Origin of the sequence: Streptomyces sp. NPDC058646 (assembly GCF_042716875.1) — a bacterium.
In the GTDB taxonomy this organism is placed as follows: Bacteria; Actinomycetota; Actinomycetes; order Streptomycetales; family Streptomycetaceae; genus Streptomyces.
Genome location: NZ_JBHXRK010000011.1, coordinates 77,799 through 100,429 on the forward strand (window position 1 = coordinate 77,799; position 22,631 = coordinate 100,429).

20 protein-coding genes are annotated in these 22,631 nt (G+C 74.1%); 10 read left to right on the forward strand and 10 right to left on the reverse strand.

Annotated elements, in window-relative coordinates:
• Window positions 1-130: 130 nt before the first annotated feature.
• From ACFWUZ_RS15725 to ACFWUZ_RS15735, 3 genes are all read right to left on the reverse strand, one after another.
• Window positions 131-2,212, reverse strand: a complete 2,082-nt coding sequence (locus tag ACFWUZ_RS15725; RefSeq protein WP_384372362.1) for a molybdopterin oxidoreductase family protein — start codon at window positions 2,210-2,212, stop codon at window positions 131-133.
• 46 nt (window positions 2,213-2,258) lie between these two features.
• A complete protein-coding gene (locus ACFWUZ_RS15730) occupies window positions 2,259-3,092 on the reverse strand; it encodes an SDR family oxidoreductase (protein WP_384372622.1) in 834 nt (277 codons plus the stop codon).
• A 73-nt stretch (window positions 3,093-3,165) separates the two neighbouring features.
• Entirely contained in the window at window positions 3,166-3,963 is a 798-nt protein-coding gene (locus ACFWUZ_RS15735) for a vancomycin high temperature exclusion protein (RefSeq protein WP_384372364.1), read from the reverse strand.
• 342 nt (window positions 3,964-4,305) lie between these two features.
• Here ACFWUZ_RS15735 and ACFWUZ_RS15740 point away from each other — a divergent pair, with 342 nt between their 5' ends.
• From ACFWUZ_RS15740 to dnaG, 4 genes are all read left to right on the forward strand, one after another.
• On the forward strand, window positions 4,306-5,034 hold the full coding sequence (locus ACFWUZ_RS15740) for a sirohydrochlorin chelatase (protein WP_384372366.1): 729 nt from the start codon (window positions 4,306-4,308) through the stop codon (window positions 5,032-5,034).
• 56 nt (window positions 5,035-5,090) lie between these two features.
• Window positions 5,091-6,422, forward strand: coding sequence for a deoxyguanosinetriphosphate triphosphohydrolase (locus ACFWUZ_RS15745; RefSeq protein ID WP_384372368.1), 1,332 nt, complete (start codon window positions 5,091-5,093; stop codon window positions 6,420-6,422).
• Between the two features lie 93 nt (window positions 6,423-6,515).
• The gene (locus tag ACFWUZ_RS15750; protein ID WP_384372370.1) at window positions 6,516-7,790 is read left to right on the forward strand and encodes an NAD(P)/FAD-dependent oxidoreductase; all 1,275 of its coding nucleotides are present in this window, start codon (window positions 6,516-6,518) and stop codon (window positions 7,788-7,790) included.
• A gap of 34 nt (window positions 7,791-7,824) precedes the next feature.
• On the forward strand, window positions 7,825-9,723 hold the full coding sequence (dnaG, locus tag ACFWUZ_RS15755; protein ID WP_384372372.1) for a DNA primase: 1,899 nt from the start codon (window positions 7,825-7,827) through the stop codon (window positions 9,721-9,723).
• Between the two features lie 39 nt (window positions 9,724-9,762).
• On the opposite strand, the gene ACFWUZ_RS15760 is transcribed toward dnaG, so the two are convergent.
• Window positions 9,763-10,209 (reverse strand): gamma-glutamylcyclotransferase family protein, encoded by a 447-nt coding sequence (locus ACFWUZ_RS15760; RefSeq protein WP_384372374.1) that lies wholly within the window; start codon window positions 10,207-10,209, stop codon window positions 9,763-9,765.
• 534 nt (window positions 10,210-10,743) lie between these two features.
• Here ACFWUZ_RS15760 and ACFWUZ_RS15765 point away from each other — a divergent pair.
• Window positions 10,744-11,286 (forward strand): hypothetical protein, encoded by a 543-nt coding sequence (locus ACFWUZ_RS15765; RefSeq protein ID WP_384372376.1) that lies wholly within the window; start codon window positions 10,744-10,746, stop codon window positions 11,284-11,286.
• Window positions 11,287-11,415: 129 nt separating this feature from the next.
• Window positions 11,416-12,108: a class F sortase gene (locus ACFWUZ_RS15770; RefSeq protein ID WP_384372378.1), complete on the forward strand. Its 693-nt coding sequence runs from the start codon at window positions 11,416-11,418 to the stop codon at window positions 12,106-12,108.
• Window positions 12,109-12,136: 28 nt separating this feature from the next.
• Here the strand turns inward: ACFWUZ_RS15770 and ACFWUZ_RS15775 are convergent, their stop codons facing one another.
• From ACFWUZ_RS15775 to ACFWUZ_RS15785, 3 genes are read right to left on the reverse strand one after another with little or no spacing between them, the layout of a single operon-like run.
• Complete coding sequence (locus ACFWUZ_RS15775; RefSeq protein ID WP_384372380.1) at window positions 12,137-12,913, reverse strand: sulfite exporter TauE/SafE family protein; 777 nt, start codon at window positions 12,911-12,913, stop codon at window positions 12,137-12,139.
• Between the two features lie 36 nt (window positions 12,914-12,949).
• Window positions 12,950-13,222: a hypothetical protein gene (locus ACFWUZ_RS15780; RefSeq protein WP_384372382.1), complete on the reverse strand. Its 273-nt coding sequence runs from the start codon at window positions 13,220-13,222 to the stop codon at window positions 12,950-12,952.
• A 44-nt stretch (window positions 13,223-13,266) separates the two neighbouring features.
• Window positions 13,267-14,562 carry a ferric reductase-like transmembrane domain-containing protein gene (locus ACFWUZ_RS15785; protein ID WP_384372384.1) on the reverse strand — a complete coding sequence of 432 codons (1,296 nt, stop codon included), beginning with the start codon at window positions 14,560-14,562 and terminating at the stop codon, window positions 13,267-13,269.
• Window positions 14,563-14,719: 157 nt separating this feature from the next.
• On the opposite strand from ACFWUZ_RS15785, the gene ACFWUZ_RS15790 reads away from it, so the two are divergent.
• The 3 genes from ACFWUZ_RS15790 to nirD are packed head-to-tail and all read left to right on the forward strand — an operon-like array spanning window position 14,720 to window position 18,829.
• Entirely contained in the window at window positions 14,720-15,967 is a 1,248-nt protein-coding gene (locus ACFWUZ_RS15790; protein WP_384372386.1) for an NAD(P)/FAD-dependent oxidoreductase, read from the forward strand.
• A gap of 1 nt (window position 15,968) precedes the next feature.
• Window positions 15,969-18,500, forward strand: a complete 2,532-nt coding sequence (nirB, locus tag ACFWUZ_RS15795; protein ID WP_384372388.1) for a nitrite reductase large subunit NirB — start codon at window positions 15,969-15,971, stop codon at window positions 18,498-18,500.
• A complete protein-coding gene (gene nirD / locus ACFWUZ_RS15800; RefSeq protein WP_384372390.1) occupies window positions 18,497-18,829 on the forward strand; it encodes a nitrite reductase small subunit NirD in 333 nt (110 codons plus the stop codon). Before nirB ends, nirD begins: the two co-directional genes overlap by 4 nt.
• 9 nt (window positions 18,830-18,838) lie before the next feature.
• On the opposite strand, the gene ACFWUZ_RS15805 is transcribed toward nirD, so the two are convergent.
• Both ACFWUZ_RS15805 and ACFWUZ_RS15810 read right to left on the reverse strand, forming a co-directional pair.
• The gene (locus tag ACFWUZ_RS15805; RefSeq protein ID WP_384372392.1) at window positions 18,839-19,246 is read right to left on the reverse strand and encodes a VOC family protein; all 408 of its coding nucleotides are present in this window, start codon (window positions 19,244-19,246) and stop codon (window positions 18,839-18,841) included.
• A gap of 130 nt (window positions 19,247-19,376) precedes the next feature.
• Window positions 19,377-19,838: a group III truncated hemoglobin gene (locus tag ACFWUZ_RS15810; RefSeq protein WP_384372394.1), complete on the reverse strand. Its 462-nt coding sequence runs from the start codon at window positions 19,836-19,838 to the stop codon at window positions 19,377-19,379.
• Between the two features lie 227 nt (window positions 19,839-20,065).
• On the opposite strand from ACFWUZ_RS15810, the gene ACFWUZ_RS15815 reads away from it, so the two are divergent.
• Complete coding sequence (locus ACFWUZ_RS15815; RefSeq protein WP_384372396.1) at window positions 20,066-21,226, forward strand: alkaline phosphatase PhoX; 1,161 nt, start codon at window positions 20,066-20,068, stop codon at window positions 21,224-21,226.
• 61 nt (window positions 21,227-21,287) lie between these two features.
• On the opposite strand, the gene ACFWUZ_RS15820 is transcribed toward ACFWUZ_RS15815, so the two are convergent.
• A complete protein-coding gene (locus tag ACFWUZ_RS15820; protein ID WP_384372398.1) occupies window positions 21,288-22,340 on the reverse strand; it encodes a helix-turn-helix domain-containing protein in 1,053 nt (350 codons plus the stop codon).
• Window positions 22,341-22,631: the final 291 nt, after the last annotated feature.

The window sequence follows — 22,631 nt, forward strand, 5'->3', positions numbered from 1 at the left end:
CGAGGGGCGTGCGAGCACTTTCTGAGCCCGCTGCGTGACCGGATGGTTACCCGCCGCGGAGAACCCCGATGCGGACCGGACACACGTCCGAGCCGTTCCGCTCCCTGTCCGCGGATGCGTCCCCGCCCGGCTAGGCCGGTTCCACCCGGACCGCGCAGACCTTGAACTCCGGCATGCGGGAGACCGGGTCGAGGGCCGGGTTGGTCAGGGTGTTGGCCCGGCCCTCGCCCGGCCAGTGGAAGGGCATGAAGACCGTGTCCGCGCGGATGGCGTCCGTGATCCGGGCCGGGGCCACCGCGCGGCCCCGGCGGGAGACGACGGCCAGCGGGCTGCCGTCGACGGCGCCGATGCGGGCGGCGAGGCGGGGGTGGAGCTCCACGAAGGGCCCGGGGGCCGCGGCGTTGAGCTCGTCCACGCGGCGGGTCTGCGCCCCGGACTGGTACTGGGAGACGACCCGGCCGGTGGTGAGCAGGATCGGGTACTGCGCGTCGGGGACCTCCGCGGCGTCCCGGTGGGAGACGGGGACGAAGCGGGCCCGGCCGTCCGGGGTGGCGAAGCCGTCGAGGAAGAGGCGGGGGGTGCCGGCGGGTTCCGCTTCGGGGCAGGGCCAGAAGACGCCCTGCTCCGACGCGATGCGGGCGTAGGTGATGCCCGAGTAGTCGGCGGGGCCGCCGGCGGAGGCGCGGCGCAGTTCCTCGAAGACCTCCTCGGGGTCCGTGGGGAAGCCCTTCTCGATGCCGAGGCGGCCGGCCAGGCCGTGCAGGACCTCCAGGTCGGTGCGGACGCCGGGCGGCGGGGTCAGGGCCCGGCGGCGCAGCAGGACGCGGCCCTCCAGGTTCGTGGTCGTGCCCGTCTCCTCCGCCCACTGGGTGACGGGGAGGACCACGTCCGCGAGGGCGGCCGTCTCGGAGAGCACCACGTCGGCCACCGCCAGGAAGTCGAGCGAGCGGATCCGGTCCTCGATGTGGGCGGCGCGGGGCGCCGAGACCACGGGGTTGGAGCCCATGAGGAGGAGGGCCTTCACGTCCGTGCCGAGTGCGTCGAGGAGTTCGTACGCGCTGCGGCCCGGGCCGGGCAGGGAGTCGGGGTCGACGCCCCAGACCCCGGCCACGTGCGCGCGGGCCGCCGGGTCGGTCAGCTTGCGGTAGCCGGGGAGCTGGTCGGCCTTCTGGCCGTGCTCGCGGCCGCCCTGCCCGTTGCCCTGGCCGGTGAGGCAGCCGTAGCCGGAGAGCGGGCGGCCGGCCCGCCCGGTGGCCAGGCACAGGTTGATCCACGCGCCGACGGTGTCGGTGCCCTTGGACTGCTGCTCGGGACCGCGGGCGGTGAGCACCATCGCGGAGGACGGCGCGCAGAACAGGGCGACGGCCTCGCGGAGCCGGGGGACGGGGATCCCGGTGATGCGTTCGACCAGCTCCGGCCAGTGGGCCATGGCGGCGGCCCGGGTCTCCTCCCAGCCGGTGGTCCGGGCGGCGATGAACTCCTCGTCCGTGCGCCCTTCCGCGACGATCAGGTGGAGCATGCCGAGGGCGAGCGCGAGGTCGGTGCCGGGGCGGGGGGCCAGGTGGAGGTCGGCCTGCTCGGCGGTGCGGGTGCGGCGGGGGTCGATGACGATCAGGGTGCCGCCGTTGGCCTTCAGCTCGGTGAGGTAGCGCAGGGCCGGAGGCATGGTCTCGGCGAGGTTCGAGCCGACGAGGATCACGCAGCCGGTGCGGGGGATGTCCTCCAGCGGGAAGGGCAGGCCGCGGTCGAGTCCGAAGGCCCGCTGGTGGGCGGCGGCGGCCGAGGACATGCAGAAGCGGCCGTTGTAGTCGATCTGCGAGGTGCGCAGGGCGACCCGGGCGAACTTGCCGAGTGCGTACGCCTTCTCGTTGGTGAGCCCGCCGCCGCCGAAGACCCCGACGGCGTCCGGGCCGTGGGCGCGTCCCGTCCGGGCGAGGCCCTCGGCGACGGTGTCGAGGGCCTCCTCCCAGGTGGCCGGCTCCAGCCGTCCGGCGTGGGTGCGGACGAGCGGCTCGGTCAGGCGCACCCGGGAGGAGAGCACGGCGGGGGCGGTGCGGCCCTTGCCGCAGAGCGCGCCCCGGTTCACGGGGAAGTCGGCACGCTCCTCCACCGTCACGGCGCCGCCGCCCGGTTCGGGGCGGAGCGTCATTCCGCACTGCAGCGCGCAGTACGGGCAGTGCGTGGCGGTGGTGGTGGCGTCCGGCGTGTGCATGCGCCCCACGGTGCGCCAGGGGTGTTACACCGGCCGCCGCCCCGCGTTACAGGTGGGGGTTTTCGGCCTCAGCGCCCCCGGGCCCCGGCGGTGAGGCCCCGCCCGCCGGGGACGGTCGTCCTCCGGTCAGGTAGCTGACCGTCAGCCCCGCGGTCCAGCCGCCGTCGACCGCGAGTTCCGCGCCCGTCGTGTAGGCCGAGGCGTCCGAGAGCAGGAAGGCGACGGCGGCGGCGACCTCCTCGGGGACGCCCACACGGCCCAGGGGGGTACCGGGGTAGCCGCCCTCGCCCGCCCGGATGCCGAGGGGAGCGGTCATCGGGGTCAGGGTCATGCCGGGGTGCACCGAGTTGACGCGGATGCCCGCCTCGGCGAGTTCGACCGCGCCGATCTTCGACAGGCCGCGCACCCCCCACTTGGAGGCGCCGTACCCGGCGGTGAGCGCGAGGCCGGTCAGGCCGGCGGCGGAGGAGATGTTGACGACGGAGCCGCCTCCGCCGGCCCGCAGCAGCGGGATCGCGGCCCTGATGCCGATGAAGACGCCGACCAGGTTGACCTCCACGACCCGGCGGAAGTGCTCCACGCTCTCGTGCTCCAGGAACTGGCCGGTGGCTATGCCGGCGTTGTTGACCAGGCCGTCGATGCGGCCGAACGCGGTGACCGCGTACTCCAGTGCCGCCTGCCACTCGGCTTCGCTCGTCACGTCGTGCCGCAGGAAGCGCGCCGCACCGCCGAGTCCGGCGGCGGTCTCGGCGCCCTCCGCCTCCAGCACGTCGGTGATCAGCACCTGGCCGCCGCCGTCCACCACGGCCCGCGCGGCCGCCGCGCCCAGGCCACGGGCTCCGCCGGTGATGACGACGACCTTGCCGCTCAGATCCACCACAGCCACGGTGCACACCCCTGCTCTCGACCGCACGCACTGGTATATGACTGATCGGCATAAGCCGATGGCGGCGTCAGTCTGCCAGAGCGGCCAGCGCCCGCGACACCCCTTCCTCCTTCGGCCCCAGGAACCGCGGCGCCGGCTTCAGGGCCGCGTCCACCGCAGCCTTGCCCGCCGCGAAGACCTCGCGGGCCCCGCCGTAGTACCAGGTGGCGTCGTGCACGTCGGCCACCCCGACCCCGTACGCCTCCACGCCCGCCGCCTGGCACAGCGCCACGGCCCGGCGTATGTGGAAGCCCTGGCTGACCAGCACGGCGCGGTCGACCCCGAATATCTCCTTGGCCCGCACGCACGAGTCCCACGTGTCGAAGCCCGCGTAGTCGCTGACGATCCGCTCGTCCGGCACCCCGTGCCCGGTGAGGTAGGTGCGCATGGCGTCGGGCTCGTCGTACTCCGTGCGGCTGTTGTCTCCGGTGACCAGCACGACCTTCACCTTGCCGGTGCGGTACAGCTCGGCCGCGGCGTCCAGCCGGTCGGCCAGGTAGGGCGTGGGCCGTCCCCGCCACAGCCCCGCTCCGAACACCACGGCCACCTCGGCCTCGGGGGCGTCGGCCGTGGTCCGCAGCCGGTCCGCGGCCGTCGCGTGCGTCCACGCCGAGGGCAGCAGGGCCAGCACGCAGCCCGCCATCACCAGCTGCACGGCCCGCCGCCTGCCCCGCACGCCCCGCGGCACCCCCGGCCGCCCCGGCCGCCTCGGCCACCCCGGCCGCCGGAGCGCCTCCCGCACCGCACGTCCGGCCCGCCCGGCCCATCCCGTACGCAGCCCACGCACCGCACGCTCCGCACGCCCAGCCCGCTCCGGCATCTTCATGGTCCCCCCTCGCACCCCGCACCTCGCACACGTCGTCCGCACGCGTCGTTCGCACGGATTGACGAACCGCCCCCGGCCCACAGTTCCGCCCCCACCCGCTTTCACCCGCACGAATGAGCGGGTGAGCGAGTGAGCAACCGGTAAACACCCGTCACCCCGACGCAACGCCCAGGCAACGTCCGGCGCGGAGGATCGGTGCATGACGGAGCAGGTGCACCCTCCCGAATCCCTGTCCCTCCCCTTCGACAGCGCGACCGGGCTGCTGACCCGGTTCACCGCCCAACTCGGCACGCAGCTGCGCGGGCTGTGCCCGCCCCGCGCCCGCCCCCACGGAGCCGCCCCATGCACCCCACCCTCGTCGCCGTGGCCCACGGCAGCCGCGACCCGCGCGCCCTGCACACCGCCGGAGCCCTCCTGGAACGGGTGCGAGAGCTGCGCCCCCGGCTCGACGTCCGGCTCGGGCACATCGAGCTGAACCGGCCGCTGCTCGGGGACACCCTGGGCGCGGCCACCGGGGAGGCCGTGCTGGTGCCGCTGCTGCTGGGCCGCGGCCACCACGTCAAACGGGACCTCCCCGCGGCCGCCGCCCGGGCCACCCATCTGCGGACCCTCGTCGCCGCCCCGCTCGGCCCGCACCCCCTGCTCGTCGAGGCCCTGTACGAACGGCTCGTGGAGTCCGGCTGGGGCTCGGCCCGGGACGGGCGTCCGGCCGTGGTCCTGGCCGCCGCCGGGTCCCGCGACCCCGACTCCGCCGCGGACACCCGCCGTACGGCCGCCCTGCTGTCCGAACGCCTCGGCGGGGTCCCCGTCGTGCCCGCCTACGCCTCCGCCGCCGCCCCCACCGTCCCCGAGGCCGTCCGGGAGCTGGCCGCTCGCGGCCACCACCGGCCCGCGGTCGCCTCGTACTTCGCGTGCCCCGGCCGGTTCGCCGCGCAGTGCGCGGCAGCCGCGCCCGGACCGGCCGCCGCCCCGCTCGGCGCGCACCCGGCGCTGGCCCGCCTGGTCCTGCGGCGCTACGACGAAGCCCTCGCCGCGCGGCAGCTGCCCCGCCGGGAACTGGCCACGGCGTGAGCAGCGTGTTCGTTCGGATTGCTCGGATTGTCGGTGTCTCCGGTTAACGTCTCAGCATGGAAGGCACCGCACCCGCCCCCGCAGACCCGACCGCCCCCGACCGGACGTACGACCCGGCCGCCACCGAGCGCTGGGCCGCCGAACCGGACAAACGGCCGGGGCGCACCGCCTTCCAGCGCGACCGGGCCCGCGTCCTGCACTCCTCCGCGCTGCGCCGGCTCGCCGGGAAGACCCAGGTCGTCACCCCCGGGACCCGCTCGTACGACTGGGACGCGAGCCCGCGGACCCGCCTGACGCACTCCCTGGAGTGCGCGCAGGTCGGCCGCGAGCTCGGCGCCGCGCTCGGCTGCGACCCCGACCTCGTCGAGGCCGCCTGCCTCTCGCACGACATGGGCCACCCGCCCTTCGGCCACAACGGCGAGGAGGCGCTCAACGAGTTCGCCAAGGACTGCGGCGGCTTCGAGGGCAACGCCCAGTCGCTGCGCCTGCTGACCCGGCTGGAGCCCAAGCGGTTCGTGCCCGACCCGGCGACGGGCGGGCTGGTCTCCGTCGGCCTCAACCTCACCCGGGCCTGCCTGGACGCCGCCACCAAGTACCCCTGGGCCCGGGGGGACCACCCCACCGACCCCGGTTCCGTGAAGTTCGGTGCGTACGAGGACGACCTGCCGGTCTTCGCGTGGCTGCGCGACGGCGCGCCCGCGGACCGCAAGTGCTTCGAGGCCCAGGTCATGGACTGGGCGGACGACGTCGCGTACTCCGTCCACGATTTCGAGGACGGGCTGCACGCCGGCCACGTCGACCCCAATCTGCTCTTCTCCGAGCCCGAGCGTGCGGCGATCTGGCGGGTCGCGATCGGCCGGTACGTGCCCGCGGACACCGAGCCGGAAGAGCTGCGCGAGGCGCTGGACCGGCTGCTGGAAGAGGAGTGGTGGCCGCACGGGTACGACGGCTCGGCCGTCGCGCAGGCCCGGCTGAAGGACGCCACCAGCCAGTTGATCGGACGTTTCTGCCTGGCCGCCGAGGGCGCCACCCGCGAGGCGTACGGCTCCGGCCGGCTGACCCGGTACGCCGCGGAGCTGGTGGTCCCGCGCGAGGCGCGCAACGAGTGCGCGGTGCTGAAGGCGGTCGCCGACCTGTACGTCATGCAGCGGGACGAGCAGGAGCGGATCCGGGCCGACCAGCGCATCGTCCTGGCCGAACTCGCCGAGGCGCTGAGCGCCCGCGCCCCGGAGGGCCTCGACCCGCAGTTCCGGGCGATCTTCGACGCGGCCCCGGACGACCGGGCCAGGAAACGGGCGGTCATCGACCAGATCGCGTGCCTGACCGACGCATCCGCCCGTTCCCTGCACGCGCGCCTCACCCGGCGCACGCGACGCGCCGAAGGGTGAGCTGATCGGGCCACTCCCCCTTCACGCGGCAGGCTCAGTGCGGGACGCTCGCATGTGGTCGCACGTGACCAAGAGGTTATGAGGAGGCATCAGGTGGTCGACGCACACCGGACGTTCGTCATCGTCGGCGCTGGGCTCGCCGGGGCGAAGGCAGCCGAAACGCTGAGGGCCGAGGGGTTCACGGGGCGGGTGATCCTGATCGGCGACGAGCGCGACCATCCCTACGAACGGCCCCCTCTGTCCAAGGGGTACCTGATGGGGAAGGAGGAGCGCGACAGCGTCTTCGTCCACGAGCCGTCCTGGTACGCGCGCGCCGACGTCGAACTGCACCTGGGGCAGCCGGCGGTTCAGCTGGACCGGGACGCCAAGAAGGTGGTCCTCGTCGACGGCACCGCCCTGCACTACGACAAGCTGCTGCTGGCCACGGGCGCCGAGCCGCGCCGCCTGGACGTGCCGGGCACGGGCCTGGCCGGGGTGTATCACCTGCGCAGGCTCGCCCACGCCGAACGGCTGCGCGGCGTCCTGGCCGGTCTCGGCCGGGACAACGGCCACCTGCTGATCGCGGGGGCCGGGTGGATCGGGCTGGAGGTGGCCGCCGCGGCCCGCGGGTACGGCGCCGAGGTCACCGTGGTCGAGCCGGAGCCCACCCCGCTGCACGCGGTGCTCGGCCCGGAGATCGGCCGGCTCTTCGCGGACCTGCACGCCGACCACGGGGTGCGCTTCCACTTCGGGGCCCGGCTCACCGAGATCGTGGGCCACGACGGCATGGTGCTGGCCGCCCGCACGGACGACGGGGAGGAGCACCCGGCGCACGCGGTGCTGGCGGCGATCGGGGCGGCGCCCCGGACCGCGCTCGCCGAGACCTCCGGGCTCGCCCTGGTCGACCGGCAGCACGGCGGCGGCATCGCCGTGGACGCCTCGCTGCGCACCTCCGACCCGCACGTCTTCGCCGTCGGGGACGTGGCCGCCGCCCACCATCCGGTGCTCGGGACCCGGCTGCGGGTGGAGCACTGGGCCAACGCGCTCAACGGCGGTCCGGCCGCCGCGCGGGCGATGCTGGGGCAGGAGGTCTCGTACGACCGGGTGCCGTACTTCTTCTCCGACCAGTACGACGTGGGCCTGGAGTACTCGGGGTACGCGCCGCCGGGCGGCTACGACCAGGTGCTGATCCGCGGCGATGTGGGGAAGCGGGAGTTCATCGCGTTCTGGCTCTCGGAGGGTCGGGTTCTGGCCGGAATGAACGTGAATGTGTGGGACGTCACAGAACACATCCAGGCCCTGATCAGGTCGAAGGCACCGGTGGACCGCGAGGCCCTGGCGGACCCCTCCGTTCCACTTGCGTCGCTGGTCACGGCGGAGGGGGTCTGACGGGATTGCCGGCGCCCGGCCGTAGACTTCACGGGTGGCAGGACGGATCAATGACGACGACGTGAAGGCGGTACGGGACGCGGTCCCGATCGACGCCGTCGTCTCCGACTACCTCCAGCTGCGCAACGCGGGCGGCGGCAACCTCAAGGGCCTCTGCCCCTTCCACGACGAGAAGTCCCCGTCCTTCCAGGTCAGCCCGAGCAAGGGCCTGTACCACTGCTTCGGCTGCCAGGCCGGCGGGGACACCCTCGACTTCGTCATGAAGATCGACCACCTCTCCTTCTCGGAGGCGGTCGAGCGCCTCGCCGGCCAGGCCGGGATCACCCTCCGGTACGAGGAGGGCGGCTACACCGCGGGCACCAGCGGCCGCGGCGAGCGGATCCGGCTGGTCGAGGCGCACAAGGCCGCCGCCCAGTTCTACGTCGACCAGCTGGACGGGCCCGAGGCGGAGATCGGCCGCAAGTTCCTGGCAGAGCGCGGCTTCGACCAGGCCGCGGCCGCCCACTTCAGCGTGGGCTACAGCCCCGCCGGCTGGGACCACCTGACCCGCTTCCTGCGCGGGAAGGGCTTCAGCGACAAGGAGCTGATCACCTCCGGCCTGGCCCAGGACAGCCGCAGCGGCAAGCCCATCGACCGCTTCCGCGGCAGGCTGATGTGGCCGATCCGCGACATCAGCGGCGAGGTGGTCGGCTTCGGGGCGCGCAAGCTGCGCGAGGACGACAACGGCCCGAAGTACCTGAACACCCCCGAGACCGCGATCTACAAGAAGTCCCAGGTCCTGTACGGCATCGACCTGGCGAAGAAGGAGATCGCGAAGACCTCGCGGGCGGTCGTGGTCGAGGGCTACACCGATGTGATGGCCTGCCACATGGCCGGCGTCACCACCGCCATCGCGACCTGTGGCACCGCCTTCGGCGGCGACCACATCAAGATCCTGCGCCGGCTCCTGATGGACAACGCCACCGCCGAGGTGATCTTCACCTTCGACGGCGACGCGGCCGGGCAGAAGGCGGCCCTGCGCGCCTTCGAGGACGACCAGAAGTTCGCGGCGGAGACCTCGATCGCGATCACCCCCGGCGGTATGGACCCGTGCGACCTGCGCCTCGCGCAGGGGGACGCGGCCGTGTCGGGGCTGGTGGAGTCCCGGACCCCGCTGTTCGAGTTCGCGCTCCGGCACATCGTGTCCCGGCACAACCTGGAGAACCCGGCGGGCCGGGCGGCCGCGCTGGACGAGGCGGCTCCGGTCGTCGCCCACATCAAGAACATCGCGATCCAGCACGAGTCGGCGGTCCAGCTGGCAGGCATGCTGGGCATCCGCGACGAACAGTTCGTGGTCAAGCGGGTCGCGCAGCTGGCGCGCTGGGCGCGTGAGCGCGGCAACCAGCCCCCGCAGCAGCAGGGCCGGGGCCGGACGTCCTACGAGGCCGCGCCCGCGCCCGCCCCGGCCGGCGGCCCGGCGCTGAACCTGCGCAGCCCCGCCCACCGCACCGAGCGCGAGCTGCTGAAACTGGCCTTGCAGCGCCCGGCCCTGGTCTCCCCGGCCTTCGACGCCTACGGCACGGACGAGTTCACCGCCCCGCCCTACGCGGCGGTGCGCCAGGCCGTCGCGGACGCGGGCGGTGCCTCGCTCGCCGCCGACGACTACCTGGCCCGCGTCCGCGAGGCCGCTCCGAACGACACCGTCCGCGCGCTCGTCACGGAGCTGGCGGTCGAAGCCATCCACGCGAAGACGGTGGACGAGGTCTACGCGGGGGTCCAGCTGGTCCAGGTGCGGCTGCGCGCGGTCGACCGCCGGGTCCACGAGATCCAGGGCACGCTGTCCCGGCTGGGCTCGCAGGCCCCGCCGGAGCAGCTGGCGGCGGTCCAGGAGGAGCTGTGGGTCCTCCAGCAGTACGGCCAGCGCCTGCGCAACCGCGGCGCCGAGGGGCTCTAGCCCCGCTCCCGCGGGTGTCCGGGCCGGGCGGTGCGGCGCTCAGCCCCGGTTCAGCCAGTCGCCGCCCGGTAGCTCCGTGCCCGAGGTCCGCAGCTCCCGGGCGAGCAGCGGGGACGCCAGGTAGACCCAGGCCGGGGTCCGCGAGCCGTCGGGCCGCAGGACCTCGCGGACCATCCGGTCGTAGACGTTGCCCGGACGGCCCGGCCCCTCGTACTCCTCCAGCAGGTCCAGGGCGACCAGGAGTTCCCCGTAGGTGCCGGGGGCCGCGGTGATCAGCTCCCCGACGATGCCCGGGCCCGGGCGGTGGACCGCGTACGGGTAGCCGGGGCCGTCGTAGAGCGCCGCGTCCGGGAGCAGCGCGGGCTCCTCCGAGGCCGTGCGGCCGCGCAGGAAGAGGCGGTGGTTGACCTCCCCCGGGCGCAGGGTCCCGTAGACGAAGAACGGGAGCTGGACGCTCCGTTCCGGTGGCCGGACGACCGCTGTCACCGGGCCCTCCCTCCGGTACGGCCGGCTACGGCCCCGTACGACACGACGGTGCGGAGTCCGGGAGCCAGGTCCTGACTTCGGCCGCACCCCACCACCGTACGCACCGCTGTCACACGGCCTCCCGGCAGCCGTGCCCGTCGCCGTCCACCGCCGCGGTGCTGCGCGCCGCCTTCTGCGCCGCCCGCCGGGGGCTGCGCGGCGCCCGGCGGGTACCCCCGAGCGGGGGCGGGGCACCGGGCCGGGGCCGGCCGACCCTCGCGCTCGGCCGGACCCAGGTGATCGGCGCCCGGGCCCCCCGGCACCTGACGGGCCGTCCCGCGCCGGCCTGACGGCCCCTGCCCGGCGTCCTCCGTGCGGCGGCGGGATCACCCGGACGGCGCGGTCGCCCGTGACGGCCGTCCCACCGGTATTGACCTGCGGGAACGGCGCGGGCAGCGGTCGCGCACGAGGCGACCTGACGGGACATCAGCAGGCGCTGGTCCGGCGGGACGGGTTACCTCGGGAACACGACCCCGTGTCCTCAGGAGAGCACCCATGCGCCGACGCACCGCTCACGCGCTGACCGCCGCCGCGCTGACCGCCGCCGCGTTCGCCGGCCCGGTGGCCGGTGCGGTCGCCGCCGTGGACCTCGGCATGGCCAGCTTCGCCCCCGGCGACTTCGCCCCGCTGGAGGTCTGGCCGAAATCCGCCGCCCCCGGCACCACCGTCACGGTGAACACCGACGCCTGCGGCAAGGGCAGCCACGCCGAGGGTGACGCCACCACGGTCGGCGGGGGCCGCTTCAAGCTGGCCCCCGGTACCCACAAGGAGGTGGTCGTGGGGCAGTTCCAGGTCTCCCCCTCCACCCGCGCGGGCACCTACGGCATCGGGGCGACCTGCGCGAACGGCAAGTTCGCCACCGGCGACCTGGTCGTCACCGAGCGCGGCCCCCAGGGCCACGTCCATTCCGGGGTGGGCGGTGGCACGACCACCGTCACCGACCCGGCCAAGATCGCGGCGGGAGCGGCAGTGCTGGCCGCCACCGCCGTCGGCGGTACCTGGCTCCTGCGTCGCCGGGCGAGCGGCACGCGGAGCTGACGGACGCCCACCGCGGCTCCGGCCGCGGTCCGACCGGTACCGTCCCCCGTCGCCCGCCCCGCGAGGTCCCCCCGTTCGCGGGGCCGGGCGACGGCCAGTCACCCCGCATCGAAAGGCGAGGGGGAACGCATGGGTGGCGCAATACGAGCGGTCCAGGGCGATCCCGGAGCGGGTCCGGCCCCGCCGGGCCGGGCCGGGCGCAGGCCCACCGCCCGCCATGCGGGCCTCCTGGCCCTCGCCGCCTGCGTCGGCATCTGGCTCGTGAACAGCGGCTCCCCGGAACCCGTCGGGCCGCCGCTGCCCTCCCCGGCCGAGGCGCTGAACGCCGCCGGAGCCCACCCGGCGGGCGCCGGTATCGCCCCGCTGCCCGGCTCCCCGCCCACCCGTATCCGGATCCCCTCCATCCGCGTCGACGCCCCGCTGGTCGGCCTCGGTCTCGAACCGGGCGGCAGCCTCGAAGTCCCGCCGCCCTCCCGCCGTGACCTGGCCGGCTGGTACCGCGAGGGCACCACCCCGGGCGCCGCGGGCACGGCCGTCGTCGCCGGGCACGTGGACCACGCCACCGGGCCGGCGGTCTTCTACCGCCTGGGCGCGCTGCGCCGCGGGGACGCCGTGGAGGTGCCGCGCGCGGACGGGCGTACGGCCGTGTTCACCGTCCACGCCGTCGAGGTGTACGACGCCGCGTCCTTCCCCGACGCGCGGGTCTACGGCCCGTCCTCGCGTGCGGAGCTACGGGTGATCACCTGCGGCGGGGGTTTCTCGCCCCGTACGGGCTACCGGGGCAACGTGGTCGTCTTCGCGCACCTGACCGGGACGTACTGAGCGGCGGTCCGGGTTCCGCTCCCCGCCCTCAGCCCCACTGCTCGAAGCCGAGCTTGACCACGAGGGCGCCCACGACGGTCAGCAGCACGCCGCGGACGAAGCCGCTGCCCTTCTTCAGTGCCATACGGGCACCCATCATGGCGCCGGCCAGGTTGAACGCGGCCATCAGGGCGGCCGGCTGCCACAGCACCGTGCCCTGGTACGCGAACACGGCGAGGGCTCCGGCGTTCGTGCACACGTTGACGATCTTGGCGGTCGCGGAGGCGGTGACCAGGTCGAGGTGGAGGAGCGCGGTGAGCGCGAGCACCAGGAAGGTGCCGGTGCCGGGCCCGACGAGGCCGTCGTAGAAGCCGATGCCGAGGCCGGCCAGGCCGATGGCCAGCAGGACCCGCCGACGGCTGACGGGCGAACTCGCGGGGGCGGTGCCGAAGCCGGGGCGCAAGAGCACGAAGGCGGCCACGACCACCAGTACCACCATGATCAGCGGGCGGAGCGTGTCCTTGCTGATACCCCCTGCCAGGGCGGCGCCGCCCATCGACCCGGCGAGCGCGGCCGCGCCGATCCGGGCGGCCGGCTTCACGTCCACCGGCGCCGTGCGCACGTAGGTCACGGCCGCACCGGCGGTGCCGACGACGGCGACGGCCTTGTTGGTGCCGAGGACGGTGGCGGGGTGGGCGTTCGGCAGGCCGAGCAGCAGGGCGGGCAGGAGCAGCAGCCCGCCGCCGCCCACCACCGCGTCGATCCAGCCGGCCGCGGCGGCGGTCACGCACAGGATGATGATCATCGTCATGGATATGTCGGGCACGTCATGACCCTATGGACCTGGTGGGTGCAGGGACCATCAATGCCGGGGATCTTGCGCAAAGGTTGAGCTCTGCCCGGCCGGCACCCGGTCGGGCGCCACCGGAGCGGCCGGTTCCACGAACGCTGTGAGGGCACTCGCGGCCAGCACCCCGGCCAGCCCCAGCCCGGCGGCCAGCCGCCGCGCGGGCGGTACGCGGGACAGGGCGAGGGCGGCCGGCCGCACCTGCCAGGGGGACGGTCTGCGGTGCCGGGCCGCCCGGGCGGGGCCGGGGACGGACACGGGCAGGGCGACGTGCAACGGGTGGCGCATGACGGGGTGACCTCTCGGAAGCGGGACGGGGAGCGGGAGCAGGGTCAGAAGCTGAAGCACTCGCTGTGGACGCGCCCGGCCGGCACCCCGGCCCGCAGCAGCGCGGCCCGCGTCGCCTCGCTCATCCCGGGCGGCCCGCACAGGTACACGTCCCGCTCGGCCAGGTCCGGCACCAGCTCGGCCAGCGCCTGCGGGGCGAGCGGATCGTAGGCACTCCCCGACGGCCCGAGCAGGTAGTGCAGCCCGGCCTGCCGTCCGGCGGCGATGGCCTCCAGCTCGGCGCGCAGGACGAGCTGCTCCTCGGCCCCGGCCCGGTAGAGCAGGGTGATGTCCCCGGGGCCGCCGGGCAGCGTCTCGAACAGCGCCCGCATCGGGGTGATGCCGACCCCGCCCGCGATCAGCAGCACCTTGGGCCGCGTCCGGCGGGCGGCGGTGAGCGCGCCGAACGGCCCGGTGGCCAGCACCCGGGTGCCGGGGCGCAGCCGGCGGATGCGGCGGGAGTGGCCGCCGAGGCCCTTGACGGTGATCCGCAGGCTGTTCCCGCGGACCGGCGCGGACAGCGAGAACGGCAGGGCGGTGTGCCATAGCCGCCGCTGGAGGAACCGCCAGCGCAGGAACTGGCCCGGCTCCGCGCGCAGCTCCGCCAGGTGCTGCCCGTACATGACGACGGACACCACCCCGGGCCCCTCGGTCCGGACCTCCGCGACCCGCAGCGCGTGCCGCAGGGCCTGCCGTACGGGGACGACCGCGCGGTACCAGACGAGCAGGACGGCGACGGCGCTGTGGGCCAGGGCCCAGAACCAGGCGACCGGGGCGAGGTCGGGCCCGGCGAGCTGGTGCCCGAAGGCGAGCGCGGCGGCCAGGTAGCCGAAGAGGTGGACCCCGCGCCAGGTCTCGTGGGAGACCCGGCGGCGGACGGCCCGGGCGGAGGTCGCACCGACCGCGGCCAGCAGGGCGGTCCCGAGCGCGGCGGCGGCGAGCGCCGGGTAGCCGAGCAGCTCCCGGCCGGCGGAGACCACGTCGAGCCCCTCGTGCACGGCGTACCCGAGCAGCGCGAAGAGGCCGTGGCCGAAGCAGAGGAGCAGCACGTACCGGCCGCCGAGCGCGTGCCAGCGGGCCAGGCGGTCGGCCCCGACCCCGTGCTCGACGGCGGGGACCCGGGCCATCAGGAACAGGAGCACCAGCACCCCGTACCCGGCGAGCAGGCCGGTCAGGTGGGCGGCGGTGGCGAACAGCGCGTCGGGCCGGGCGGAGGGGCGCACCTGCGCGGCCCACAGCAGGGCCACGACCCCCGCCCCGCCCAGCATCCCGCCCCTGACCCGCACCGCCGCATCTCGCATACGGGTCACGCTAAGGGCCGCCGTCACGGCCCGGATGATCCTTAAGGCGGCCTTGAGGAACGCCTCACCGGGCCTTAACCCCCACGCTGAGGTGGGCGTTCCGTCGGGGTAACAAGGGCGATGCGGTGGGGAAACAGCGACGGCGCACGCTCGTGGCATGACCTCGGACCAGCGTGTGGTGGTGATCGGCGGCGGCCTTGCGGGCCTGCGGCTCGCGCAGCGGCTCGGCGCGGGCTCCGGAGCGGACGCCCGGGTGACCGTGCTGGGCGAGGAGCCGCACGTCCCGTACAACCGGGTGCTCCTCGCGGAGGTGCTGGCCGGCCGGTACGCCCCGGAGGTGACCGCCCTGCCGGCGCCGGGCCCCGCCCTGCGCCGGGGGGTCCGGGCGGTCCGCGTGGACCGCGCCGACCGGACCGTCCACTGCGACGACGGCAGCACGGAGCGGTACGACACGCTGGTCCTGGCCACCGGCTCCAATGCCGTCCTGCCACCGCTGCGCGGGCTGTTCGAACCGAAGGGCGGCGACCTCCCCGACGGGGTCCACGCGTTCCGCACGATGGACGACTGCCTGGCCCTCTCGGCGGCCGTGGCCCCCGGGGTGCGGACGGTGGTGATCGGCGGCGGCCTGCTGGGCGTCTCGGCGGCCCGGGCGCTGGCCGAGCGCGGCGCGCAGGTGGTCCTGGCCCAGCAGGCGGAGCGCCTGATGGAACGCCAGCTGGACGCGGAGGCCTCGGCCCTGCTGCACGCACACCTGCGGGACCTCGGCGTGGAGATCCACACGGAGTGCCGGGTCCGCGGCCTCGTCACGCAGCGCCGGGAGCGGGTCCACCGCGAGGTCAGCGGGGTCGAGTTCGCCGACGGCTACCGGCTGGACGCCGACCTCGTGGTGCTGGCCTGCGGAGCACGGCCCCGCACCGGCCTCGCCACGGCCGCCGGACTGCAGGTCCGCACCGGCGTCGTGGTCGACGACCGGCTGCGCACCAGTGACCCCCGCATCCACGCCATCGGCGACTGCGCCGAGCACGACGGCCGGGTGTACGGCCTGGCCGGCCCGGCTCTGGAGCAGGCCGACGCCCTCGCCGACGTCCTGACCGGGTCCGGGACCCCGTACGGCGGGACCCGCGCCCTGACCCGCCTGACCCTCGGCGGCGCCGGAGACGGCCCCCTCGACCTCGCCGCGTTCGGCGAGACCACCCCGCTTCCCGGCGACGACGTGGTCCGGCTCGCCGACGCCACCCGCCGGACCTACCGGAAGGTCGTCGTCCGCGGCGACCGCCTCGTGGGCGGGGTCCTGCTCGGCGAGCTGTCCACGGTGGGGGCCCTCGCCCGCACCTGGGACGGCGACGCCCGGCTCCCCGACCCCGCCGACCTGTTCCACCTGCTCACCGACGACGGAGGCCACTGACATGACCGAGTCCTTGCCCGCGATCGTGCTCATCGGGCACGGCATGGTCGGCCAGCGCTACCTCGAAGCGCTCGCCGAGCACGGGGCCACCGCCACCCACCGGATCACCGTGCTCTGCGAGGAGCCCCGGCCCGCCTACGACCGCGTCCACCTGACCTCGTACTTCTCCGGGACCAGCGCGGAGGACCTGTCCATGACTCCCCCGGGGTTCATGGAGGAGCACGGCATCTCCCTCCACCTCGGCGACCCGGCCGAGCACATCGACCGGGCCGCGCGGACCGTCACCTCGCGCTCCGGGCAGGTCTTCCCCTACGACGTGCTCGTCCTCGCGACCGGCAGCTACCCCTTCGTGCCGCCCGTCCACGGCAAGGACGCCCCCGGCTGCTTCGTCTACCGCACCATCGAGGACCTCCTCGCCATCGAGGAGTACGCGAAGGAACGCACCACCGGCGCGGTCGTCGGCGGCGGCCTCCTCGGACTCGAAGCCGCGGGAGCCCTCCAGGGCCTCGGCCTCACCACCCGCATCGTCGAGTTCGCCCCGCGCCTGATGCCGGTCCAGGTCGACGAGGGCGGCGGCGCGGCCCTGCTGCGCACCATCGAGTCCATGGGCCTCACCGTCCACACCGGCGTCGGCACCCAGGAGGTGCTGACCGGCGAGGACGGCCGGGTGACGGGCATGCGGCTCTCGGACGGCTCCACCGTCGACACCGACCTCGTCGTCTTCTCCGCGGGCGTCCGTCCCCGCGACCAGCTCGCCCACGGCTGCGGCCTGGACGTCGGCGAGCGCGGCGGCATCCGGGTCGACTCCCGCTGCCGCACCTCCGACCCGCACGTCTACGCCATCGGCGAGTGCGCCCTCGCCTCCGACGGCCGCGTCTACGGACTCGTCGCGCCCGGCTACGAGATGGCCCAGACCGCCGTCGAGGACCTCCTGGGCCGGGAGAAGGAGTTCACCGGAGCCGACCTCTCCACCAAGCTGAAGCTGCTCGGCGTGGACGTGGCCTCCTTCGGCGACGCCCACGGCAGCACCCCGGGCAGCCTGGACGTCGTCTGGTCCGACTCCCGGTCGGGGGTCTACAAGAAGCTCGTCGTCTCCCCCGACGGGGTGCTACTGGGCGGGGTCCTGGTCGGCGACGCGGACACGTACGGCGTGCTGCGCCCGCTCACCGGCAGCGTCCCGCCGGTCGCGCCCGAGCAGCTGGTCCTGCCCGCCGGGCTCGGCGCGCCCGTCGCGCTCGGCCCGTCCGCCCTTCCCGACGACGCGGTGATCTGCTCCTGCCACAACGTCACCAAGAAGGCCATCACCGCCTGCACCACCCTGCCCGAGGTCAAGAAGTGCACCAAGGCGGGCACCGGCTGCGGCAGCTGCCTCAAGGTGATCGGCCAGCTGCTGCCGTCCGCCACCGACAAAGGGCTGTGCGCCTGCTTCCCGCACACCCGCGCCGAGCTCTACGAGATCGTCCGTACCCGCCGCCTGACCTCGTACGGGCAGCTGCTCGACGGCCACGGCCGGCCCGAGGCCCGGGGCGGCGACGGCTGCGAGGTCTGCAAGCCCACCGTCGGCTCCATCATCGCCTCCCTCGCCCCGACCCTGGGCGCGAGCGTCTACGTCCTGGACGGGGAGCAGGCGGCCCTGCAGGACACCAACGACCACTTCCTCGCCAACCTGCAGCGCAACGGCTCGTACTCGGTCGTCCCCCGCATCCCCGGCGGTGAGATCACCCCCGAGAAGCTGATCGTGATCGGCGAGGTGGCCCGCGACTTCGGCCTCTACACGAAGATCACCGGAGGCCAGCGGATCGACCTGTTCGGCGCCAGCGTGGACCAGCTCCCGCGGATCTGGGCCCGGCTCGTCGACGCCGGGTTCGAGTCCGGGCACGCGTACGGGAAGTCCCTGCGGACGGTGAAGTCCTGCGTGGGCCAGACCTGGTGCCGCTACGGGGTCCAGGACAGCGTACGGATGGCCATCGACCTGGAGCTGCGCTACCGCGGCCTGCGCGCCCCCCACAAGCTCAAGTCGGCGGTGTCCGGCTGCGCCCGCGAGTGCGCGGAGGCGCAGAGCAAGGACTTCGGGGTCATCGCGACGGCGAACGGCTGGAACCTGTACGTCGGCGGCAACGGCGGAGCCACCCCCCGCCACGCCGACCTCCTCGCGCAGGACCTGTCGGACGCCGAACTGGTGCGGCTCATCGACCGGTTCCTGATGTTCTACATCCGCACCGCCGACCGGCTGGAGCGGACCTCCACCTGGCTGGACCGGCTGGAGGGCGGCCTGGACCACCTGCGGGACGTGGTCGTGCACGACTCGCTCGGGCTCTGCGCGGAGCTGGAGTCCCTGATGGCCGACCACGTGTCGCACTACCGCGACGAGTGGGCCGAGACGCTCCAGGACCCGGAGCGCCTGCGCCGCTTCGTGTCCTTCGTCAACGCCCCCGGCGCCCCCGACCCGACCGTGAAGTTCGTCCCCGAACGCGATCAGGTCAAGCCCGACCTGGCCGTTCTCACCCTGGAGCCCGTGGGAGGCACCCGATGACCGTCGAACTCGAAGTGCAGGAAGGCTGGCTCACGGTGTGCGAGATGTCCGCCCTGATCCCCGGGCGGGGCGTGGCCGCCCTGCTGCCCGACGGGAGCCAGGCCGCGGTGTTCGCCGACCGGTCGGGGCGTACGTACGCGATCGCCAACCAGGACCCCTTCACCGGTGCGCACGTGCTCTCGCGGGGCCTGCTGGGGTGTGCGCAGGGCCGGCCCTTCGTGGCGTCGCCGCTGCTCAAGCAGCGCTTCGACCTGGAATCGGGGCGCTGCCTGGACGACGAGGAGGTGGCGGTCCGGACCTACCGGGTGCGGACCGCCGCGACCTCGTGAGGGCGGGGCTCAGCCCTGGACCGCCGCCGGGTCCATCCACATGATCTCCCAGGTGTGTCCGTCGAGGTCGTCGAAGGCGCGGCCGTACATGAAGCCGTGGTCCTGGGCCGGCCGGGGCTCGGTGGCTCCGGCCGCGAGGGCCCCCTCGACGCGCTCGTCGACCTCGGCGCGGCTCTCGGCGCTCAGACACAGCAGCACCTCGGAGGTCTTGGTGGCGTCCGCGATCTCCTTGTGGGTGAAGTCCTTGTAGCGGGCCTCGGACAGGAGCATCGCGACGATGGTGTCGCTGATGACCACGGAGGCGCAGTTCTCGTCGCTGAACTGGGCGTTGAAGGAGTAACCGAGCTTGCCCCAGAAGGTCTTGCTGGACTCCAGGTCCTTGACGGGCAGGTTGACGAAGATCATGGTGGCGGACATCTCGGTCCCTCTTCTTCCCTCGTGGTGTGCTGTCGAGGGGTAGACCGGGGGCGCCCGCGGAACTCATCGCTCCCGGCGGAGTTTTCCCCAGGTTTTTTCCGCGGCCCACTGCACCTGTGAAAGGTGCAGGTCAGGCGACCGAGCGCAGCTCCAGCGCGGCCAGCGGGACGAAGCCGACCCGGCCCTCGCCGGCCGTCGGGGCCCCGTCGCCGGCCAGCCGCTTGTGCAGCGCCAGCGCGATCCGCTCGCCCTGCGCCTTGGCCCGCTCGGCGTTCGGCCCGCGGTGCAGGCCGTCGACCGTCGCGTTCCACAGCTGGACCCAGCGTCCGAAGTCCGCGGCGGTCATGGCCCGCGCCGAGTGCAGTGCGGCGTGCGGGGCGAAGGCGTTGCGCCGGTAGTCGGCGCCGCGGAAGAGGGCCCGCTCCCAGAAGTCGGTGATCCGCGGCAGGTGGACCTCCAGGTCCGTGCCCGCGATCTCGGTGAAGAAGGGCCCGATCCGGTGGTCGGCGAAGGCTGCGGTGTAGAAGCGGCGCAGCACGACGTCGAGGTCGGCGCGGCCGCGGATGTCGGCGTCTGCGGCGTAGTGACTCATTCCTCCACCATCCTGCCCCCTGTGGGCCCCTCTCCAGAGCCGGAAGTCCCGAGGTTCGTCACGTCGTGCCGGGGCCCTGAAGTCCGTGCCGGAGGATTGAAATCGAAGCGGTCGCTCGGGCGTAATGAGGAATTGGCGTCACGTCAACTCAGTGCTCCTAGGTTCCTCGACGCGTGCGACCCCCGCGCCCGACCGGGCCCGGGGGCCTTCCTCCTCCAGGAGTGACCGTGGAACGTCGTACCTTCCTGCGCGGTGCCGTCATCGGCTCGTCGGCTGCCGCCTTCGGCGGAACGCTGATGCACGGGGCCGCCTACGCGGCTCCCGCCCAGCCCGGAGCCGGCCCCTACGGGGCCCTCGGCGCGGCGGACGCGAACGGTATCCAGCTGCCCGCCGGCTTCACCAGCCGGGTGATCGCCCGGTCCGGCCAGACCGTCGCCTCCACCTCGTACACGTGGCACAGCGCCCCAGACGGCGGCGCGTGCTTCGCGGACGGCACGGGCTGGATCTACGTGTCGAACTCGGAGATCAACCCCTCCGGCGGTGCGAGCGCGGTGAAGTTCAACTCCGCGGGCACCGTCACCGGCGCCTACCGGATCCTCTCCAACACCCGGCAGAACTGCGCGGGCGGCAAGACCCCCTGGAACACCTGGCTCTCCTGCGAGGAGGTCGACCGCGGCTTCGTCTACGAGGCCGACCCGTACGGGGTCAACGCGTCCGTGCAGCGGCCGGCGATGGGCCGGTTCAAGCACGAGGCGGCTGCCGCCGACCCGGTGCGCCGGGTGATCTACCTGACCGAGGACGAGAGCAGCGGCTGCTTCTACCGGTTCGTCCCGAACACCTGGGGCAACCTCTCCTCGGGCACCCTCCAGGTCCTGAAGGCCTCCACCGCCACCTCGGGCTCCTTCACCTGGGCCGACGTCCCCGACCCGGACGGCTCGCCGACGGCGACCCGCAGCCAGGTCTCCGGATCGAAGAAGTTCAACGGCGGCGAGGGCTGCCACTACGCGAACGACACCGTCTGGTTCACCACCAAGGGCGACAACCGGGTCTGGCAGCTCAACCTCGCGAACAACACGTACGAGCTGGCCTACGACGACTCGCTCGTCCCCGGCGGCGCGGCCCCGCTCACGGGCGTGGACAACGTCACCGGGTCCTCGTACGGCGACCTGTACGTCGCCGAGGACGGCGGCAACATGGAGATCTGCCTGATCACCCCGGACGACGTCGTCGCCCCGTTCCTGCGGATCAACGGCCAGTCCTCCTCGGAGATCTGCGGCCCGGCCTTCTCCCCCGCCGGCAACCGGCTGTACTTCTCCAGCCAGCGCGGCACGAGCGGCAGCTCGACGGGCGGCATCACCTACGAGGTCACCGGGCCCTTCCGGGTGTGACCCGAGGGCCGCGGGGGCGCGGCCCCCGGGACCTCCCCGGGGCCGCGTCCGCGCGGTTTCGTCACGAGGCCACCGCGCCGCCCTTGAGGAGGGCGGCGCCCAGCGGGGTCACGGTGTGCAGCACCGCGTTGCCGTGGCGCAGGGTCGTGACCAGGCCCGCCTCGCGCATCACGCAGGCGTGCTGGCTCGCGGAGGCCAGCGAGACCCCGGCCCGGCGGGCCAGTTCGCTGGTGGTCGCGCCGTCGCCGATGGCCCGCAGCACCACCGAGCGGGTGTGCCCGACCAGTTTGCCCAGGGTGCGCACGCGCTGGTCCTCGGCGGGTCGGGCGGATTCACCGCCGGCCGGTGCGGAGACGAGCTGCGCGGCGGCCGGGTAGACCAGCACCGGCGGCAGTTCCGGGTCGTGCAGGGTCACCGCGGTCCGGCGGCAGAAGAACGAGGGCTGGAGCAGCAGCCCGCGCCCCCTCAGCCGTACGTCCCGGTCCACGGGGTAGTCGCACTCCAGCACCGGGGCCCGCCAGCGCAGCATGGGCGGCAGCGAGGCCAGCAGCTCGTCCGCGCCCCCGTCCAGCAGGGCCCGGCCGCGAGCGGCCCGCTCGGCCTCGATCTGGGCCTGGATGTGCGTCCAGTAGGGCTCCACCGCCGACCGGTGGTAGGCGCGCAGCTCGCCCAGCAGCTTCGGCAGCTGCTTGGTACCCGCGTCCATGAACTCCCGCAGCCGTCGCGGGAGGGCGGCATCGGTGCCCCCGCTCGTGGTGGCGGGCATGCCGAAGGCGGCCCCCAGACGGGCTCCCGCTCCCAGGAGCGCCAGCTCGTGGCGCATCCGCTCCGGGCGGATGCCGCGGAGCGCGTCGAGCCCCACGTCCCACCCGTACTGCCCCTCCACAGGGGTCAGGAAATCCGGGAAATACCCGCGCCCCGGTATGAGCATCCCGAGCACGCGTGTTTCACTATTCAACCTGCTCCGCGTTTCCGTTCGCCATTCACCGAACAACCGGGCGTCACGCCGGTCCCTTAACCGGTGAAAGCTGAGAATCGTTTCCCACAACGCATCGGGACGCCCTGCCATCCGTACGCGTGCCAGGTCCACTCCAGTGAAATGGATACGCAGCACCGAACCCCCACCTGTGCAACCGCAATCCCCCCGCCCCATGAGTATGCATGCCGTCACACGTGGTCACCACGCCCTTTCGGCCACAGTTGAAACCCCTTTCGGCAGGGGCGTGACAACCGAAATCCTGTACTCCGCCGGGCACACTCCGATGCGACCGAAACGCTCCGCGAAGGCCGTGGGGGGCTTTGCGGGGCCTGGCGGTCGGTCGCACGGGAAGCGCCGACGTGCCCGGCGGAATGACAGCAGGCGGTGGACGGGTGGGGATCCGTCCACCGCCTGCTGCCGTAAAGA

Coding starts and splice junctions, on each gene's coding strand:
- ACFWUZ_RS15725 (WP_384372362.1), bottom strand. CDS start 2,212: ATGCACACGCCGGACGCCACCACCACCGCCACGCACTGCCCGTACTGC.
- ACFWUZ_RS15735 (WP_384372364.1), bottom strand. CDS start 3,963: ATGAAGATGCCGGAGCGGGCTGGGCGTGCGGAGCGTGCGGTGCGTGGG.
- ACFWUZ_RS15740 (WP_384372366.1), top strand. CDS start 4,306: ATGCACCCCACCCTCGTCGCCGTGGCCCACGGCAGCCGCGACCCGCGC.
- ACFWUZ_RS15745 (WP_384372368.1), top strand. CDS start 5,091: ATGGAAGGCACCGCACCCGCCCCCGCAGACCCGACCGCCCCCGACCGG.
- ACFWUZ_RS15765 (WP_384372376.1), top strand. CDS start 10,744: ATGCGCCGACGCACCGCTCACGCGCTGACCGCCGCCGCGCTGACCGCC.
- ACFWUZ_RS15770 (WP_384372378.1), top strand. CDS start 11,416: ATGGGTGGCGCAATACGAGCGGTCCAGGGCGATCCCGGAGCGGGTCCG.
- ACFWUZ_RS15780 (WP_384372382.1), bottom strand. CDS start 13,222: ATGCGCCACCCGTTGCACGTCGCCCTGCCCGTGTCCGTCCCCGGCCCC.
- ACFWUZ_RS15785 (WP_384372384.1), bottom strand. CDS start 14,562: ATGCGAGATGCGGCGGTGCGGGTCAGGGGCGGGATGCTGGGCGGGGCG.
- ACFWUZ_RS15790 (WP_384372386.1), top strand. CDS start 14,720: ATGACCTCGGACCAGCGTGTGGTGGTGATCGGCGGCGGCCTTGCGGGC.
- nirB (WP_384372388.1), top strand. CDS start 15,969: ATGACCGAGTCCTTGCCCGCGATCGTGCTCATCGGGCACGGCATGGTC.
- nirD (WP_384372390.1), top strand. CDS start 18,497: ATGACCGTCGAACTCGAAGTGCAGGAAGGCTGGCTCACGGTGTGCGAG.
- ACFWUZ_RS15805 (WP_384372392.1), bottom strand. CDS start 19,246: ATGTCCGCCACCATGATCTTCGTCAACCTGCCCGTCAAGGACCTGGAG.
- ACFWUZ_RS15810 (WP_384372394.1), bottom strand. CDS start 19,838: ATGAGTCACTACGCCGCAGACGCCGACATCCGCGGCCGCGCCGACCTC.